The sequence below is a fragment of the Streptomyces sp. JH002 genome, assembly GCF_050916115.1.
Classification (GTDB): Bacteria; Actinomycetota; Actinomycetes; order Streptomycetales; family Streptomycetaceae; genus Streptomyces; species Streptomyces xiamenensis.
This window is the reverse complement of record NZ_CP087989.1, coordinates 504,608-521,302: the sequence shown is the minus strand read 5'-3', so window position 1 is coordinate 521,302 and position 16,695 is coordinate 504,608. Positions and strand designations below refer to the sequence as shown.

The 16,695-nt window shown below is 73.5% G+C and carries 10 protein-coding genes; 3 read left to right on the top strand and 7 right to left on the bottom strand.

The window, feature by feature from the left end; genetic code table 11:
- Positions 1-65 precede the first annotated feature (65 nt).
- Positions 66-1,325 (top strand): DUF4032 domain-containing protein, encoded by a 1,260-nt coding sequence (locus H7827_RS02055; protein ID WP_432742169.1) that lies wholly within the window; start codon positions 66-68, stop codon positions 1,323-1,325.
- Here H7827_RS02055 and H7827_RS02050 read toward each other — a convergent pair.
- The 3 genes from H7827_RS02050 to H7827_RS02040 form a co-directional block, all read right to left on the bottom strand.
- Positions 1,288-2,118 carry an arylamine N-acetyltransferase family protein gene (locus H7827_RS02050; protein WP_432742167.1) on the bottom strand — a complete coding sequence of 277 codons (831 nt, stop codon included), beginning with the start codon at positions 2,116-2,118 and terminating at the stop codon, positions 1,288-1,290. The two genes, H7827_RS02055 and H7827_RS02050, sit on opposite strands and share 38 nt — an antisense overlap.
- 186 nt (positions 2,119-2,304) lie before the next feature.
- Positions 2,305-6,255, bottom strand: a complete 3,951-nt coding sequence (locus tag H7827_RS02045) for a Pls/PosA family non-ribosomal peptide synthetase (RefSeq protein WP_432742165.1) — start codon at positions 6,253-6,255, stop codon at positions 2,305-2,307.
- 190 nt (positions 6,256-6,445) lie between these two features.
- Positions 6,446-7,855, bottom strand: coding sequence for a short-chain fatty acyl-CoA regulator family protein (locus H7827_RS02040; RefSeq protein ID WP_432742164.1), 1,410 nt, complete (start codon positions 7,853-7,855; stop codon positions 6,446-6,448).
- A 331-nt stretch (positions 7,856-8,186) separates the two neighbouring features.
- Here H7827_RS02040 and aceA point away from each other — a divergent pair, with 331 nt between their 5' ends.
- Positions 8,187-9,476, top strand: coding sequence for an isocitrate lyase (aceA, locus tag H7827_RS02035; protein ID WP_432742162.1), 1,290 nt, complete (start codon positions 8,187-8,189; stop codon positions 9,474-9,476).
- 75 nt (positions 9,477-9,551) lie between these two features.
- Here the strand turns inward: aceA and H7827_RS02030 are convergent, their stop codons facing one another.
- Positions 9,552-11,795 (bottom strand): terpene synthase family protein, encoded by a 2,244-nt coding sequence (locus H7827_RS02030; RefSeq protein ID WP_432742160.1) that lies wholly within the window; start codon positions 11,793-11,795, stop codon positions 9,552-9,554.
- Between the two features lie 330 nt (positions 11,796-12,125).
- Between H7827_RS02030 and H7827_RS02025 the strand changes: the two genes are divergently transcribed.
- Positions 12,126-13,697: an SDR family oxidoreductase gene (locus H7827_RS02025; RefSeq protein WP_432742157.1), complete on the top strand. Its 1,572-nt coding sequence runs from the start codon at positions 12,126-12,128 to the stop codon at positions 13,695-13,697.
- On the opposite strand, the gene H7827_RS02020 is transcribed toward H7827_RS02025, so the two are convergent.
- Genes H7827_RS02020 through H7827_RS02010 form a run of 3 tightly spaced genes read right to left on the bottom strand, consistent with a single transcriptional unit; the run spans position 13,685 to position 16,679 of the window.
- Positions 13,685-14,554 (bottom strand): ABC transporter ATP-binding protein, encoded by an 870-nt coding sequence (locus H7827_RS02020; protein WP_432742155.1) that lies wholly within the window; start codon positions 14,552-14,554, stop codon positions 13,685-13,687. The genes H7827_RS02025 and H7827_RS02020 overlap by 13 nt on opposite strands.
- A complete protein-coding gene (locus tag H7827_RS02015; protein WP_386541039.1) occupies positions 14,551-15,642 on the bottom strand; it encodes a FecCD family ABC transporter permease in 1,092 nt (363 codons plus the stop codon). The genes H7827_RS02020 and H7827_RS02015 overlap by 4 nt, the downstream gene beginning before the upstream one ends.
- A complete protein-coding gene (locus H7827_RS02010; protein WP_432742152.1) occupies positions 15,639-16,679 on the bottom strand; it encodes a FecCD family ABC transporter permease in 1,041 nt (346 codons plus the stop codon). Before H7827_RS02010 ends, H7827_RS02015 begins: the two co-directional genes overlap by 4 nt.
- Positions 16,680-16,695 lie beyond the last annotated feature (16 nt).

Here is a 16,695-nt window from a genome sequence, read left to right as displayed (position 1 = left end):
ACGCGTGTGTCCACGATCCGACGCCCCCGTGCCGCGAGTGCGGTCCGCTGCCGCACACTGGGGCCATGGACCTGCAGATCACCGCCACCGACCCCTCGCACCCGGCCACGCTGCTCGACCTGCCGTGGGACGTCCCGCTGGAGCGGTGGCCCGACAAGCACCTGGTGGCGCTGCCGCGCGGCATCTCCCGGCACGTGGTGCGCTTCGCCCGGGCGGGCGACGAGGTGGTCGCGGTCAAGGAGGTGGGGGAGTGGGCTGCGGTGCGCGAGTACGCGCTGCTGCGTGACCTGGACCGGCTCGCCGTGCCGGCCGTCGACCCGCTCGCCGTGGTCACCGGCCGTACCGGTGCCCAGGGGGAACCGCTGGAGCCGGTGCTCATCACCCGGCAGCTGAAGGGGTCCCTGCCCTACCGCTCCATGTTCGAGACGACCATGCGCCCCGACACCATCAAGCGGCTGCTGGACGCGCTGGCCGTCCTGCTGGTGCGGCTGCATCTGAGCGGCTTCGCCTGGGGCGACTGCTCGCTGTCCAACACCCTCTTCCGCCGCGACGCCGGCGCCTACGCCGCCTATCTGGTGGACGCCGAGACCGGGCAGATCCAGCCCCGGCTGACCGACGGCCAGCGCGGTTACGACATCGAGGTCGCGCAGGTGAACATCGCCGGGGAACTGATGGACCTGGAGGCGGGCGGCAGCCTGCACCCGGCGGTCGACCCGGTCGCGTTCGGCCTGGCCATCGTGGAACGGTACGGCGAGCTGTGGCACGAGCTGACCCGTACCTCGGTCTACCCGCGCGACAAGCGGCACTACATCGACCGGCGCATCCGCCGGCTGAACGACCTGGGGTTCGACGTCGCCGAGATGCAGATCCAGCGCTCGCCGGACGGGGACAAGGTGGCGTTCCTGCCCAAGGTCGTGGACGCCGGGCACCACCAGCGGCAGTTGCTGCGGCTGACCGGTCTGGACGCCGAGGAGAACCAGGCGCGCAGTCTGCTGAACGACCTGGAGACCTGGATGGCGGGTCAGGAGGACTACGCGCCGGGCGACCCGCTCGGTGCCCGGCCCGAGGTGCTGGCGCACCGCTGGGTCCGCGATGTCTTCCGGCCCGCCGTGCGCGCCGTTCCCCTGGAGCTGCGCGGCGGCATCGACACCGCGCAGCTCTACCACGAACTGCTGGAGCACCGGCTGCTGCTGTCCGAGCGGGCCCACAGTGACGTGGGGATGGACGCCACGGCCGCCGACTACGTCACCCAGGTGCTGCCCACCCGCCCCGACCCGTCCGCGGAGGTCACCGCCGGACCGGAGGAAGCGGCGCCGGCGCACTGACCTCGGGTTCCCGGCGGCCGGGCGGCGGGACGTGGGTCAGCTCCACGCCGAAGTACGTGCGGTAGGCGGCCAGCACGGCCGCCTCGTCGGGCAGTTCCTCCGTCCGCCGGCCGAGGTGGTCGGTGAGGGTCAGCCGGTCGCCGCTGAGGGTGACGCGGCCGTCCGCCGTGCGCAGGGAGCACATCGGCGCGCGGGTGAAGTCGGAGTCGGGGGAGGTGCGCTGCCACCAGCAGGCCATCTCGAAATCGGTCAGCGTCCGTGGCCTCGGCTCCAGCCGGTAGTGGGGTTCACCGTCCCGGTAGAGGTCCAGATCGCCGTCCTGGGCCTCCCGGAGCTGGAAGACGCCGCCCGGGTCGTGCTGTTCGGAGCGGTCCTCCAGACTCAGCGGGAAGTCGGCGAACCGGGCGGCGCCGACATCCACCAGCAGCGGCCGGTCCGTGTCCACGCGCAGGGCGAGATGGTCCAGTGGCGGCCCGAACCCCGCCTTTCCGTGGATCCGCGCGGCCAGCAGCGTCACCCGGTATCCGAGTGCGGTGAGCAGCGCGGCGAAGGCGCCGTTCAACTCGTAGCAGAAGCCGCCCCGGCGCCGGTCCACCACCTTGGCCACCAGCGCCTCGGGGTCCAGCCGGATGTCCTCGCCGAGGTGGATGCTCAGATTTTCGAAGGGCACGGTCCGCTGGTGCTCGCGGTGCAGGAGGTTCAGCCGCTCCTCGTCGGGCGGGCCGCCACCGGACAGACCGATGCGTTCGAGGTAGGCGGCGACGCGGGGCGCGTCCAGGAAGTCGGTGTTCATGATCACCGTTATGTCATCCGGTCCACCGGCCCGTCATCGGTCCGGGGCCCCATATCCCGGGGACGAGGCCCTACATCCGGTGGCCGGGTCACCGGGCCGGTGGGACCGGGACCCGCCCCCGCCGTCCGCGCGGTGGCGCAGGTCCGGGGCCCGCGGTGCCCGCGCGAGCCCCGGATCGTACGGTGCTCAGCCGGCGGGCACCGGCCGTACCGGATTGCCCTGCCAGCGCCCGTCGCCGGGCAGCCGCTCGGCCGCCATCAGCAGCGACCCGGCGCCCACCGAGGTACCCGCGCCGACCTCGCTGCCGGGCAGCGTGATGCTGTGCGGTCCCACCGTCGCGGACCCGCCCACCACCACCGGCTCCAGGCGCATGACGCGGTCGTGGAACAGGTGCGTCTGCAGCACGCAGCCCCGGTTCACGGCCGCCCCGGCGCCCAGCCGCACCAGGTCCGGCTCCGGCAGCCAGTGCGACTCGCACCACACCCCGCGTCCCACCCGCACCCCCAGGCTGCGCAGCCACCAGTTCAGCAGCGGCGTCCCGGTCGCGGGCTGCACCAGCCACGGCACGGCGAGCACCTCCACGAAGCAGTCGTACAGCTCGTTGCGCCACACGAACGGGCTCCACAGCGGGTGCCGGCCCGGCCGGAACCGCCCCATCAGCACCCACTTGGCGGCGGTCGTCACGGCTCCGGCCGCCAGCCCGGCCGCCCACAGCAGCGGCCCGCACACCACCGGCAGCAGCCACGTGGGGCCCGCGCTCCACACCAGCAGCAGCACCGCCAGCGTCGTCAGCCGCAACATCCCCGCCAGCAGGAGCGGTACGGCCCGGCACAGTTCGACGGCGGCCCGCGCCGCGTACAGCGCGGGCGGCGGCGCGTAGGTGCGCGCCACATCGTGCGTCTCGGCCACCCGGCGCAGCCGCATCGCCGGATTGCCCAGCCACGAGGAGCCGGCGGGTACCCGCTCCGGTGCGTCCGTCAGCACCCCGACCAGTGCCCCGTCCCCGACCCGCCGGCCGGGGCCCACCAGACCGGAGTTGCCGACGAAGGCCCGCTCACCCACCCGGCTGATCCCCAGCCGCAGCCAGCCGCCGCGCAGTTCGTACGGTGCCGCCAGCACCTGGTCGGCCAGGAACGCCCCGTCCCGCACCCGCAGCAGCCGTGGCAGCGCCAGCACGGTGGACGCCTCGACGCACCGCCCGATCCGTGCTCCCTGCATCCGCAGCCACAGCGGGGTGAACAGCGAGGCGTACAGCGGGAACAGCGTGCGCCGCGAGGTGTCCATCAGATCGTGCGCCAGCCAGGCGGCCCACGCCGGCAGGCTGTCCACCCGGTGCACCCCCGGACGCAGTGACCGGCCCGCCAGCCGCACGGCCAGGGTGAGGAACAGCGCGTGGCACACCATGCCCAGCACCACCAGCACCGGCAGCCGCAGCGTCAGTTCGGCGGTGCCACCGGTGGACGGCAGCGCGTGGGCCAGTACCAGCGAGGGCACCCAGGCCACCCACAGCAGCAGCGCCCGCAGCGCCGGGGTGAGCGCGTACCCCAGTGCCCAGCCGCGTGAGCGGGTGCCGCGGGCGGCGGGCCAGGTGTACTCGGCGGGCTGTCGTACGGCGGGGGAGCCGCCCCAGCACTCACCGGCCGGGATCCGCCCGGCCAGGCTGCCTCCGGGCAGTACCTCGGCGCCCGCCCCCACCTCGGCGCCGGGCAGCAGGGTGACGCGGGCGCCCACCCGGGCGCCGGCCCCGACGGTGACGGGCCCGATCCGTACCACCGCGCCGTCCAGCCACCAGCCGGCCAGATCGGCCTCGGGCTCCACGGCGCAGCCGTCGCCGAAGGTGCCGAGCCCGGTGACGGGCGGCAGCGCCCGCAGATCCACCCGCTGCCCGACCCGGCAGCCCAGCAGCCGCGCGTACCACACGACGAGCGGAGTGCCGGTGATGGTGGTCAGGCCCAGCGCGGTGACCAGCCGTTCCGCGGCCCACAGCCGCAGGTGGGCGCCGCCGCCGCGCGGCAGTTCGCCGGGGGTCAGCCGGGTGCCGCGCAGCAGCCGTACTCCGCCTGCCGCCAGCAGCACCTTGCCGGGCAGGGTGAACAGCAGGGCGTAGCCCGGGATCAGCAGCCACCAGGACAGGGTGGGCAGCCAGCCCTGGTAGCCGGTGGCCGTCAGGGCGGTGCCGGCCAGCGCGATCGCCAGCAGCCAGCGCAGCCCGGCCACGGCGTGCAGCAGTGGCTGGGCGGCGAGTTGGAGGCAGCCGGTCCACCACGGGGTGCGGGGCGGGGCGGCCGCGGGTGCCGGGCCGGTGGCGGATGGTGCCCGTGGTGCCGGGGGCGCGGGGGGTTTCTCGGTGAGCAGCGTGCGCAGTGCGCCGGGGGTGGGGTGCCGGTAGAGGTCGGCGACGGAGATGTGGGGGTGGTGCTCGCGCAGGGCGGAGATCAGCCGGGCGGCGGCCAGGGAGGTGCCGCCCTGGTCGAAGAAGTCGTCCTCGGGGCCGGCCTGAACGCCCAGCAGGTCGCTCCACAGGCCGAGCAGCCGGCGGGTGACGGGGTCGGCGTGCCCGGCCCCGGGCTCGTGCGCGGGTCCGGGCACGCCGGCGGGCAGTGGCCAGGGCAGGGCGGCGCGGTCCACCTTGCCCGAGGACTTGAGCGGGAAGCGGGGCAGTACGGCGAGCCGGGGGACCAGGGCGGCGGGCAGCGTCTCCCGCAGCCGGCGCAGCGCGTCCGCGCGGTCGAAGCGCCCCGGGTCGCCGTGGGAGGGCACCAGATAGCCGACCAGGACATCGAGGCCGCCGGGGGTGCGGCGCACCGTCGCGGCGGCGGCGGAGACCTGCGGCAGGGCGAGCAGGGCGGCGTCGATCTCGCCGAGTTCGACCCGGCGGCCGCCGATCTTGATCTGGTCGTCCGCCCGGCCGGTGAACTCCAGGCCCTCGGGGGTGGCACGGACCAGGTCGCCGCTGCGGTAGGCGCGCTGCCAGCCCAGTGCGGGCAGCGGCGCGAACCGTTCGGCGTCCTTGTCGGCGTCGAGGTAGCGGCCGAGGCCCACGCCGCCGATGACCAGTTCGCCGCTCTCCCCGCAGGGCACGGGAACGCCGTCCCGGTCGGTGACCGCCAGTTCCCAGCCGTTCAGGGGCAGTCCGATGCGCACCGGCTCGCCGTCGTGCAGCCGGGCGGCGCAGGCCACCACGGTGGTCTCGGTGGGGCCGTAGGTGTTCCACACCTCGCGCCCGTCGCGGGCGAAGCGGCGCACCACCTCGGGCGGGCACGCCTCTCCGCCGACGATCAGCAGCCGTACCCCGGCGAGCATGTCGGCCGACCACAGGGCCGCCAGGGAGGGCACCGTGGAGACGACGGTGATCCGCCGCTCGCCCAGCCAGGGGCCGAGTTCGGCGCCGGTGCGCACCAGTGCGCGGGGGGCGGGTACCAGGGCGGCGCCGTGCCGCCAGGCCAGCCACATCTCCTCGCACGAGGCGTCGAAGCCGACCGAGAGCCCGGCCAGGACCCGGTCGCCGGGGCCGATGGGGGCGTCGGGCACGAACAGCGCGGCCTCGGCGTCGGCGAAGGCGGCGGCCGAACGGTGGGTGATGGCCACCCCCTTGGGTTTTCCGGTGGAGCCCGAGGTGAAGATGATCCAGGCGTCGTCCGCCGGTTCGGGTGCGCGCGGCAGTCCGCCCGGCGGGGTGCCGGGCACGGCGGCCGCCCGCCCGCCCGGGCCGAGCACGGCGCACACCCCGGCCTCGCGCCACACCAGTTCGGCCCGTTCCGCCGGATCCTCGGCGTCCACCGGTACATAGGCGGCGCCGGCGGTCAGGACGCCGAGCACTCCGATGTACAGGTCGGCGCCGCCGGAGGGGATGCGTACCCCCACCCGGTCCCCGGCCCCGACTCCGGCCCGGTGCAGCCGCCGGGCCACTTCGGTCACGCGGCGGTCGAGATCCCGGTAGCTGAGCGGTTCGCCGCCGTCGTCGAGGGCGATGGCCTCGGGCCACCGGTTCACGGACTCCCGCAGCACGTCGAGCAGGGTGCGTTCCCGTGCGGGGGGAGCCGACCGGTACACGGCCGGTTCCCCGGGAGTCGGGTGGACTCCCCATTCCTTACTGAAAAGTCCGATGTTCTTACCGGAGATTTTCGCCGACACCATTTGCCCTTTCCGTATCGCGGCCCCTGCCGGATTTCGACGGGATCAATCGAGAGCGGAGTGAGGAAAACATTAGGCATCGGACTCTTTGATTCCACTGAGGGAATTCTTTAATTTCCCTGAGAGGACCCCTTCCGGGGTATGTATTCACCTGTCGAATATGCGTTTATCCATGGGCTTGTATGAATGGCCGTCACGTCCCCGGCTGTTCCGCCACCGGGTAGGGCACAAAGGTGCTGCTGTTCTCGTCGAAGGCCAGCCGCTGCCCCAGCGGCGGCACCGCCCGCTGGGGACAGTCCAGCCGTTCGCAGATCCGGCAGCCCATGCCCACCGGGGTCGCCGCGGCCCGGTGCGACAGATCGAGACCGTCGGAGTACACCAGCCGCCCTGCATGGCGCAGTTCGCAGCCCAGGCCGATGGCGAACGTCTTGCGCGGCTCTCCCCAGCCGCCCTGGTGCCGGGTCACCGTGCGGGCCGTCCACAGATAGCGGCGGCCGTCCGGCATCGCGGCGATCTGCACATGGATCCGGCCCGGCGCCGCGAACGCCTCGTACACGTTCCACAGCGGGCAGGTGCCGCCCGCGCGCGAGAAGTGAAAGCCGGTGGCCGACTGGCGCTTGGACATGTTCCCGGCCCGGTCCACCCGCACGAAGGAGAACGGCACGCCCCGCAGGCGCGGCCGCTGCAAGGTGCTCAGCCGGTGGCACACCGTCTCGTAGCCCAGGCCGAACCAGTCCGTCAGCCGCTCGATGTCGTACCGCAGCTCCTGCGCCGCGCCGTGGAATACCCCGTACGGCAGCAGCAGCGCCGCCGCGACATAGTGCGCCACCCCGATCCTGGCCAGTGCCCAGGCGTCGGTGTCCGCCGCGAAATCCTGCGCCGCCAGCGCGGACAGCTCCTCGGCGTACTCCAGCAGCGCCACCTGCGTCGCCATCCGGAACGCCCGCTGCCCCGGGCGCAGCCGCCCGGACAGCCGCAGTTCGCGCCGGGCGGGATCGTAGCGGTGCAGCACCTCGCAGCCGTCCGCCAGCCGCACCCCGTGCCGCTCCTCCAGGCGCGCCGCCAGTGCCGGCAGCGCCTGGCCGGGCCCGATGCCCAGCGAACGGGCCGACTGCTCGGCGGCCACATCCAGCTCGTGCAGATAGTTCTGCCGCCGGTAGAAGAACTCCCGGACCTCCTCGTGCGGGGAGCGCGGCCCGGCGGGGGCCACCCCGGCGCGGCCCCCGGACAGCTCCGCCAGCCGCTCGGTCAGCGCCGCGTTGCGCCGCCCGTACTCCACGAGCGTCCCCGCCAGCTCCGGCTGCTCCTGTGCGAGGCGGGCCAGGTCCGCGGCGCGCACCCGGCCCGCGCTCACCTCCTCGGCCAGCGCCTCGGTCAGGTCCGCGAGCAGCCTGGCGCTCTCGCGCCGCGAGAAGAAGCCGGGGTCCACGCCGAACGCCTCCGTCAGCCGCAGCAGTACCGGGACGGTCAGCGGCCGGGCGTCGTGTTCCATCTGGTTGAGATAGCTCGGGGAGATCGACAGGACGCGGGCCAGGCCGGCCTGTGACAGGCCGCGTTCCTGCCGCAGCAGCCGCAGTCGCGCACCGGCGTAGACCTTGGTCATCGTTGACCCCCTCTGAAGCTACCCGCCAGTATCAGGGCGAGCATGGCACGGCGGGCCACCCCCCGTAACACCCTTGACAGCATTGGCCGAACGGCGGCCGAAGATTCACAGGACTTCGCACGCCGCCACGGTTGTTGGCACGCAGTGCCACTGCCATGGTCGTGCTGTGGCCCGCCGGGGCCCCCAGCGCCCGGCCGACCGCCGGCCACACCCACGCCGATCCGACCCCGGCACCGGCACGGCGGGCCGCACACCCTCCACTTCCCCGCGCGGGACGCGTCGCGGCCACACCCCTTCGCGTCCACACCCTTCGCGACACCGGGAGACCCTCATGACCCACCCACCGCACACCGGCACCACAGCCCGCGAACTGGCCCGCCACTGGGCCACCGACCCACGCTGGCGGGGCATCGAACGCACCTACACCGCCGAGGACGTGATCCGGCTCTCCGGCTCCGTCCGCGAGGAGCACACCCTCGCCCGGCGCGGCGCGGACCGGCTGTGGCACGCCCTGCACGACCACGACTATCTGCACGCCCTGGGCGCCCTCACCGGCGGACAGGCCGTCCAGATGGTCAGGGCCGGGCTGAAGGCGGTGTACCTGTCGGGCTGGCAGGTCGCCGCCGACGCCAACCAGGCCGGCCACACCTACCCCGACCAGAGCCTGTACCCCGCCAACTCGGTGCCCGCCGTGGTGCGCCGGATCAACAACGCGCTGCTGCGCGCCGATCAGATCGCCACCGCCGAAGGCGCGGGGGACCGCACCGACTGGCTGGTGCCCATCGTCGCCGACGCCGAGGCGGGCTTCGGCGGGCCGCTCAACGCCTTCGAACTCACCAAGGCGCTCATCGAGGCCGGCGCGGCGGGCATCCACTACGAGGACCAGCTGGCCAGCGAGAAGAAGTGCGGCCACCTCGGCGGCAAGGTCCTGGTGCCCACCTCGGCACACATCCGCACCCTCAACGCCGCCCGCCTCGCCGCCGACATCGCCGGGGTGTCCACCCTCGTGGTCGCCCGCACCGACGCGCTGGCCGCCAGCCTCATCACCAGCGACACCGATGAGCGCGACGCCCGGTTCTGCACCGGGGAGCGCACCGCCGAGGGCTTCCACCGGGTGCGCCCGGGCATGGCGTCGGCCATCGCGCGCGGCCTCGCCTACGCCCCGTACGCCGATCTGCTGTGGATGGAGACCGGCACCCCCGACCTCGGCCAGGCCCGGGAGTTCGCCGAGGCGGTCCACGCCCGGTACCCCGACCGGATGCTCGCCTACAACTGCTCCCCCTCCTTCAACTGGCGGGCGTCACTGGACGAGGACCAGATCGCCAAGTTCCAGCGCGAACTGGGCGCGATGGGCTATCGCTTCCAGTTCATCACGCTGGCCGGCTTCCACTCCCTCAACCACGCGATGTTCGACCTGGCCCAGCGCTACGCCGAGCACGGCATGACGGCCTACGTGGACCTCCAGGAGCGGGAGTTCGCCGCACAGCGGCGCGGCTTCACCGCCGTGCGCCACCAGCGCGAAGTGGGCACCGGCTACTTCGACCAGGTGGCCACCGCCCTCAACCCCGCCTCCGAGACCACGGCACTGCGCGGCTCCACCGAGGAGGAGCAGTTCCACTGATCCACCACCCGGGGGGCGCTCCCCGGCCGGCCCGTACCGGCCGGCCGGGGGCGACCCGCGCCCGGGCACGGCTGCTCAGCCCACCGGCAGCGCCACCGTGCGACCGCCGGCGAACAGCCGGGCGGCCGAGGTGCCAAGTCCCAGCGGACCGACCGGGACCCGCCCGCCCCCGCCCACCGGCCGGCGCAACTCGTCCTCGTCGTAGCGGTGGCAGTCCTGATGCCAGATCAGAATGCCCGCCAGCCAGTGCTCCAGCTCGCGCACATAGCCGGCCAGGATCTCGCGGGTCTCGTCTGACAGCCCGAAATCGTCGTACAGCACCGGAAGTTCGTGCTCCGCGACATGCTGGAACTGCCGCATCCGGCCGTTCATCAGATCGTCCACGATCCGCAGGGCGGTGTCCCGGTCGCAGTCGAAGAAGTTCTGCACCACCAGAATGCCGTTGTGCACCTCGCCCTCGAACTCGATCTCCTTCTGGTACGAGAACACGTCGTTCATCAGGCAGGCGTAGTCGGCGGCGGCGTTCTCCAGCGAACGCATCGGGCCGCTGCGGTAGATCTCCGGAGGCACCAGGTTGCCGTGCCCCAGCCGGGCCAGCGACATCGTCAGATCGGAGCCGAAGGTCTTGCGGCGCATCTCGATGTAGTCGACCGGGTCGGGCACCCGGTGGAACGCCTGGTTGTCCAGCTCCCACAGCCAACTGCCCACCATGTCCGAGACGGTGGTGCGGAAGGCCGTGCGCCCGGCCCCGTCCAGCGGCCCGGCGGTGCGCCGCCACAGGTCGGCCAGCGACCGCTCCAGCGCGTTCGCCGGCGGCGGGGGCGTGTCGTCCACCGGCATGAGTGCGTTCAGCCGCTCGGCGCACACCCGCGCGCCCGCCAGGTCACGGCCGCGCCCGAAGACCGCCGGGAAGTAGTCGTCCGCGTAGGTGCCCCAGGTCAGCCAGTCGGAGGTGAGATTCAACTGCTCGGCGCTGGCGTCGGGATGGATCCCGGCCGAACACAGCGGGAAGTCGAAGGCCCGCAGCTTGTGTTCGTCCCAGATGTAGGAGGCGGGCACCCCGGGCTGCGGCTCCAGCAGCCCCATCGCCCACGACCACTCCACGACATGCCGCCTGGCCGTCTCCAGGTGCGGGCTGAGCGTGGTGCGGAACGGCATCACGAAGTCGGGCAGCGTCAGCGGACCGATCCGCTCGTAGGGCCGGTGCGCGTGCCGCCTGGCCCGCCCGCGCTCGGCGCGCGCCGTGGTCCGCACCCCGCCGGGCAGCACGGCCGAGGTGCCCGGGCCGCTCAGCCCGAACAGCGCGCCGGAGCCGGTCACCCCGGTGGCGCCCTCGTTCATGTAGCGGCTGGAGCGCAGATGCCACTCGTGGCCGCCGGACTGCCAGTCCTGCAAGCCCTTCACATAGGCGAGCACCGCCGCGCACTCCTGCGGGCCCAGCCCGTGCTCGGCGAAGAGCGGGGCGAGTTCGGTGAGGGTGGTGTGCTCGAACTGCTGCAGCCGAGAGGTCAGCATGTCGTTGACCGCCTCGGCCGCCTCCTGGGTGGTGCAGCCCAGGAAGGTCTCCAGCACCAGCACGCCGTTGCTCAGTTCGCCCTCCTCCTCCACCTCCCGCTGGTAGGAGAAGAGGTCGTTGCGCAGGTGCACCGCGTCGGAGAAGGCGTCGCGCAGCACCAGCAGCGGGCGGGCGCCGGCCACCGCCGCCGGCACCTCGGCGTCCGCCGCGTGCTCGATCAGCCCGGCGGACCAGGGCGCGCCGCCGACCTTGCGGCGCATCTCGATGTACTCCACCGGATTGGCGATCCGGTGCGCGTTGATGTTCGACAGCTCCCACAGCGACTCGTTGAGCAGATGTTCGGTGCTCTCCGCGAAGCGCGCCCGCCACTGCGGCGAGCGATCCGGCACCGTGCGCAGCCACAGATCCTTCAGGCCCGCCTCCACCGGGTTGAGCGGCTCGGGGATCTCGGCACCGTCGTCCAGCGGCATGAACGCCGGCAGCCGGTCCAGATGGGCCTTGCCGCCCTCCCGGTCCTGCGGACGTTTGAACATGTCCAGGAAGTGGTCGTCGAAGAAGAACACCCACACATACCAGTCCGTCACCAGATTCAGCATCTCGGCAGAGCAGTCCGGGTGGGTGTACGCGCACAGCAGTGCGTAGTCGTGGGCGTCGAGATCCCGCTGTTCCCACACGCCCGATCCCTCCAGCATTCCCCGCTCGCGGGCCCAGAGACGGGAATGCTCTCTGGCCTGTTCGAGATGGGGATTGAGCCGGGCGGGATAGGGCGTGTAGAAATCGGGAAGCTGGAACGGCTGGGTCACCGCGATCTGGCCTTCCGTGAAAAACGCATCCGGCGCGCACGGGGGCGCGTCCGTTGTCCCGCAGGCCCTACCCCGCACCGAAACCCGACTATCCGTCTGTCGAATTAGTACATCTGACCTTGGGGGGAGAAGCGGCTGTCACGCCGGGAGCGGCACCGCACGGCATGTGCTCCATCTGCCCCGCCGGCGCAGCTCCGTGCCGCCGGGTCGGGCACAGTGGCACCACGGCACGCGTACCCCACGGAAGCGGGACCCCATGCACGGCACGGCACGGCGCACCCACCCCAGGACCGGGCCCCGGCCCGCCCCGGCCCCCGCCCGGCGGCACCGGTGAGCGCCGACCGCCCGGGTGACGCCCCCCGGGTCCTGGTGACCGGCGCCAGCGGCTACATCGGCGGCCGGCTGGTCCCCGCGCTGCTCGCCGCCGGATACCGGGTGCGGGCCATGGCCAGGAGCCCGGAGAAGCTGCGCGACCACCCCTGGGCCGGCGACGTGGAGATCGTGCGCGGCGATGTCACGGACCCGGACTCCACCCGCGCCGCCCTGCGCGACATCGACATCGCCTACTACCTGGTGCACGCCCTCAGCGGCGGCTCCGACTTCGAGGCCACCGACCGCCGCGCCGCCCGCGTGTTCGCCACCGAGGCCGGCAACTCCGGCACCCGGCGCCTGATCTACCTCGGCGGCCCCGTCCCCCAGGGCGTCCCCGAGCGGGACCTGTCACCCCACCTGCGCTCGCGCGCGGAGGTCGGCCGCATCCTGCTGGAGAGCGAGGTGCCCACCGTCGTCCTGCGCGCCGCCGTCATCCTGGGCTCCGGCTCCGCGTCCTTCGAAATGCTGCGCTATCTCACCGAACGCCTGCCGGTGATGGTCACCCCCCGCTGGGTCGAGACCCGGGTGCAGCCCATCGCCGTCCGCGACGTCCTGCACTATCTCGTCGGCTGCGCCGCCCTCCCCGAAGGGGTGAACCGCGGCTTCGACATCGGCGGGCCCGACATCGTCACCTACCGCACGATGATGCAGCGGTACGCACGGGTGGCGGGCCTGCCCCGCCGGCTGATCGTGCCCGTGCCGGTGTTCACCCCCGGGCTCTCCAGTCACTGGGTCGGCCTGGTCACCCCGGTCCCCGGCGCCATCGCCCGGCCGCTGGCCGAGTCCCTGCGGTACGAGGGTGTGTGCCAGGAGAACGACATCGTCCGCCGGATTCCCGGTCCGCCCGGAGGACTCATGGGCCTGGACCGTTCCCTGGCACTGGCGCTCGAGCGGGTGCGCGAGGCCGCCGTCGCCACCCGCTGGACCTCCGCCGCGACCCCGAAGGCGCCCAGCAACCCGCTGCCCACCGACCCCGGATGGGCCGGCGGCAGCCTCTACACGGACCGCCGTGAACGCGTCACCGACGCCACCCCGCAGGCGCTGTGGGACGTCATCGAGAGCATCGGCGGCGACAGCGGCTGGTACTCCTTCCCGCTGGCCTGGGCGGCCCGGGGCTGGCTGGACCGGCTGGCCGGCGGCGCCGGGCTGCGCCGGGGCCGCCGCGACCCGGACCGGCTGCGGGCCGGTGACACCCTCGACTTCTGGCGGGTCGAGGAGATCCAGCGCGGCCGCCTGCTGCGGCTGCGGGCCGAGATGCGGTTGCCCGGTCTGGCCTGGCTGGAGCTGATGGTGGCCGAGGACGAACGCGGCACCGTCTACCGCCAGCGCGCCGTCTTCCACCCGCACGGGCTGCTGGGCCACCTCTACTGGTGGAGCGTCTTCCCCTTCCACCACCTGGTCTTCGGCGGCATGACCCGCAACATCACCGCCGCCGCCCGGGACCGTACCCGCCGCGCGCAGCGCGACGCGCGCCGCGGGGCGGGGGAGCGGCACGCCGGGGCGGCGGCCACCGGCGATCAGATCGGCTGATCCTCCGCCTGCCGCCGCGCCCCCTCGGCAGCCGTCCCCTCCGCCGGTGTCCGCTCGTGCGGCACCACCATCGGCGTACCGGTGCGCGGATCCGGCACGATGTCGCACCGCAGCCCGAACACCTCGCCGACCAGCTCCGCCGTCATCACCTTCTCCGGCGGGCCCTGCGCCACCACCCGCCCGGCGTCCATGACCACCAGGTGCGAGGCGAACCGGGCCGCCTGGTTGAGATCGTGCAGCACCGCCACGATCGTGCGGCCCTCGCGGTGCAACTCCGCGCACAGCTCCAGCAGGTCGTACTGGTGCGCGATGTCCAGGTACGTCGTCGGCTCGTCCAGCAGCAGCAGCTCCGTCTGCTGCGCCAGCACCATCGCGATCCACGCCCGCTGCCGCTGACCGCCCGACAGCTCACCGGCCTGCGCCTGCCCCAGCTCGCTCAGCCCGGTGCGCTCCAGCGCGAACGCGATCGCCGACTCGTCGTCGGGGGACCACTGACGCAGCAGCGTGTGGTGCGGATAGCGGCCGCGCGCCACCAGATCCCGGACACTGATCCCCTCCGGCGCCAGCGGGGACTGCGGCAGCAGCGCCACCTGACGGGCCACCTCCTTGCCGCGCAGCGCGTGGATGTCCGCGCCGTGCAGCAGTACCTGACCGCCCTCCGGCTTCACCGCCCGCGCCAGCGCTTTCAGCAGCGTCGACTTGCCGCAGCCGTTCGGCCCGATGATCATCGTCAGCCCGCCGTGCGGAATGTCCAGGCTCAGCTCCCGCACCACCGGGGCCCCGCCGCCGTAGGCGATGGTCACCTCCCGCGCGCTCAGCCCCTTCCCGCCCGGCTCGGCCACGGCCCGCTTGCTCACAATCTCTTCCTTTGCCACTCGCGAACCAGCAGATAACCCAGGTAGATACCGCCCAGGGCCATCGTGTAGATACCCACCGGCAGACTGGCGGCGGTCGGCAGCTGCTGCGCCGCCAGATCCGCCACCGCCAGCAGCAGCGCCCCCATCAGCGCCGACAGCGTCAGATGCGCCCCCGTCCCCCTGGTCAGCCGCCGGGCGATCTGCGGCGCCGTGAGCGCGATGAAGGAAATCGGCCCGGCCACGCTGACCGCCCCCGCCGAAAGCACCACCGAGAGCACCACCGCCGCCACCCGGGTGTTCTTCGGCTCCGCCCCCAGACCGCCCGCGAGTTCGTCGCCCATCTCGGACAGGTCCAGCCGGCGTGCGATCAGCGCCGTCAGCGGTACCGCCACCGCCAGCACCAGCCAGATGGTCCCGGCGTGATGCCAGGCCCGGGCCGCCAGCGAACCGTTGACATAGGCGGCCAGCACCGTGGCCGCCTCCCGCTCCATCACATAGACCACGTACTGGGTGAAGGCCAGCGCGATCGCCGCCACCCCGATGCCGGCCACGATCAGCCGCCCCGGATTGCGGAACCCGGTCCCGGTGGACACGTACACCAGCACCATCGCCGCCGCCGCGCCCGCCAGGGCACCCACCGGTACCGGCAGCACCCCGGGGAAGAACAGGGCGGCCACCGCGGCGCCCGCGCCCGCCCCGGCGCCGAGCCCGATCACATCGGGCGAGCCCAGCGGATTGCGGGTCACCGACTGGAACAGCGCCCCCGACAGCCCCAGCGCCGCCCCGGTCCCCACCCCCACCACCAGCCGCGGGCCGCGCAGCCGCTCCAGCACGAACGCCTCCTTGCCGGAAGCACCTCCCAGCAGCGCCTGCGGCAGCCGGCCCGGCGCGATGCCGAGGCGGCCCATCGTCAGCGTCGCGACCGCCGTCGCCAGGATCAGCGCCACCAGCGCCACGGCGATCAGCACCGACCGGCCGCGCACCGGAAGCGCCACCACCCGGCCGATCCGCAGCATGCCGCGCGGCGCCGCGACCGCCGCCGTACCGCGCCCGTGCTCCGGCCGCACCGGGGCCGTCACCCCCGTCATGCGTTCCCCTTCATCCTGCGCACCGCGTACAGCAGCACCGGTGCCCCCACGAACGCCGTCACCACGCCCACCATCAGCTCCTGCGGGCGCATGATCACCCGTCCCACCACATCGGCGGCCAGCAGCAGCGCCGGGCCGGTCACCGCCGCCATCACGATCTGCCACCGGAAGTCGATCCCCACCAGCGCCCGGACGATGTGCGGCACCGCCAGCCCCACGAACGCGATCGGGCCCACCGCCGCCGTCGCCGATGCGCTCAGCACGGTGGCGGCGATCAGCGCGCCGGTGCGGATCAGCAGCGGATTGGCGCCCAGCGAGATCGCCGCCTCGTCCCCCAGCGCCAGCGAATTGAGGCCGGGGCCCAGCAGCAGCGCCAGGACGAACCCGGCCACCGCGAACGGCAGTACGGAGCGGAAGATCTCGAAGTCCCGCCCGCCGAGCGCCCCCACCACCCAGTAGCGGTAGCTGTCGAAGACCTCCGGCAGGCTCAGCGTCACCGCCTGGATGAACGCGTACAGCACCGCCGAGACCACCGCCCCGGCCAGCACCAGGCGCACCACCCCGGAGCCGCCGCCGGCGGCGCCGATGCCCTGCACCAGCACCCCGGCCGCCAGCGCGCCGGCCAGCGCCCACCACACGGTGCCGGTGCTCCCCGGGGAGCCCAGCAGCGCGGTCGCCGCCACCAGGGAGGCCGCCGCGCCCGCGTTGATGCCCAGGAGCCCGGGATCGGCCAGCGGGTTGCGCGTCAGCCCCTGCATCAGGGTGCCGCCCACCGCCAGGCACAGGCCGGCCAGAATGCCCAGCACCGTGCGCGGATACCGGCTTTCGACGACCGTGGTGACAAAGGGATCGGCGGATCCCGACAGCACGTCGAGCACATCGCCGAACGAGGTCGGCCGGCTGCCGAAGGTCACGCTCGCGGCCACCGCGAGCGCCAGCACCAGCAGCGCCGACAGCAGGACCAACACCCGCCGGGCGGTGCCGGCACGCTCGGTGCCGGCACCGCCCGGGCGGGGGTGCGCATCAACAGAAGTCACGGAAGGGAGCCGCCGT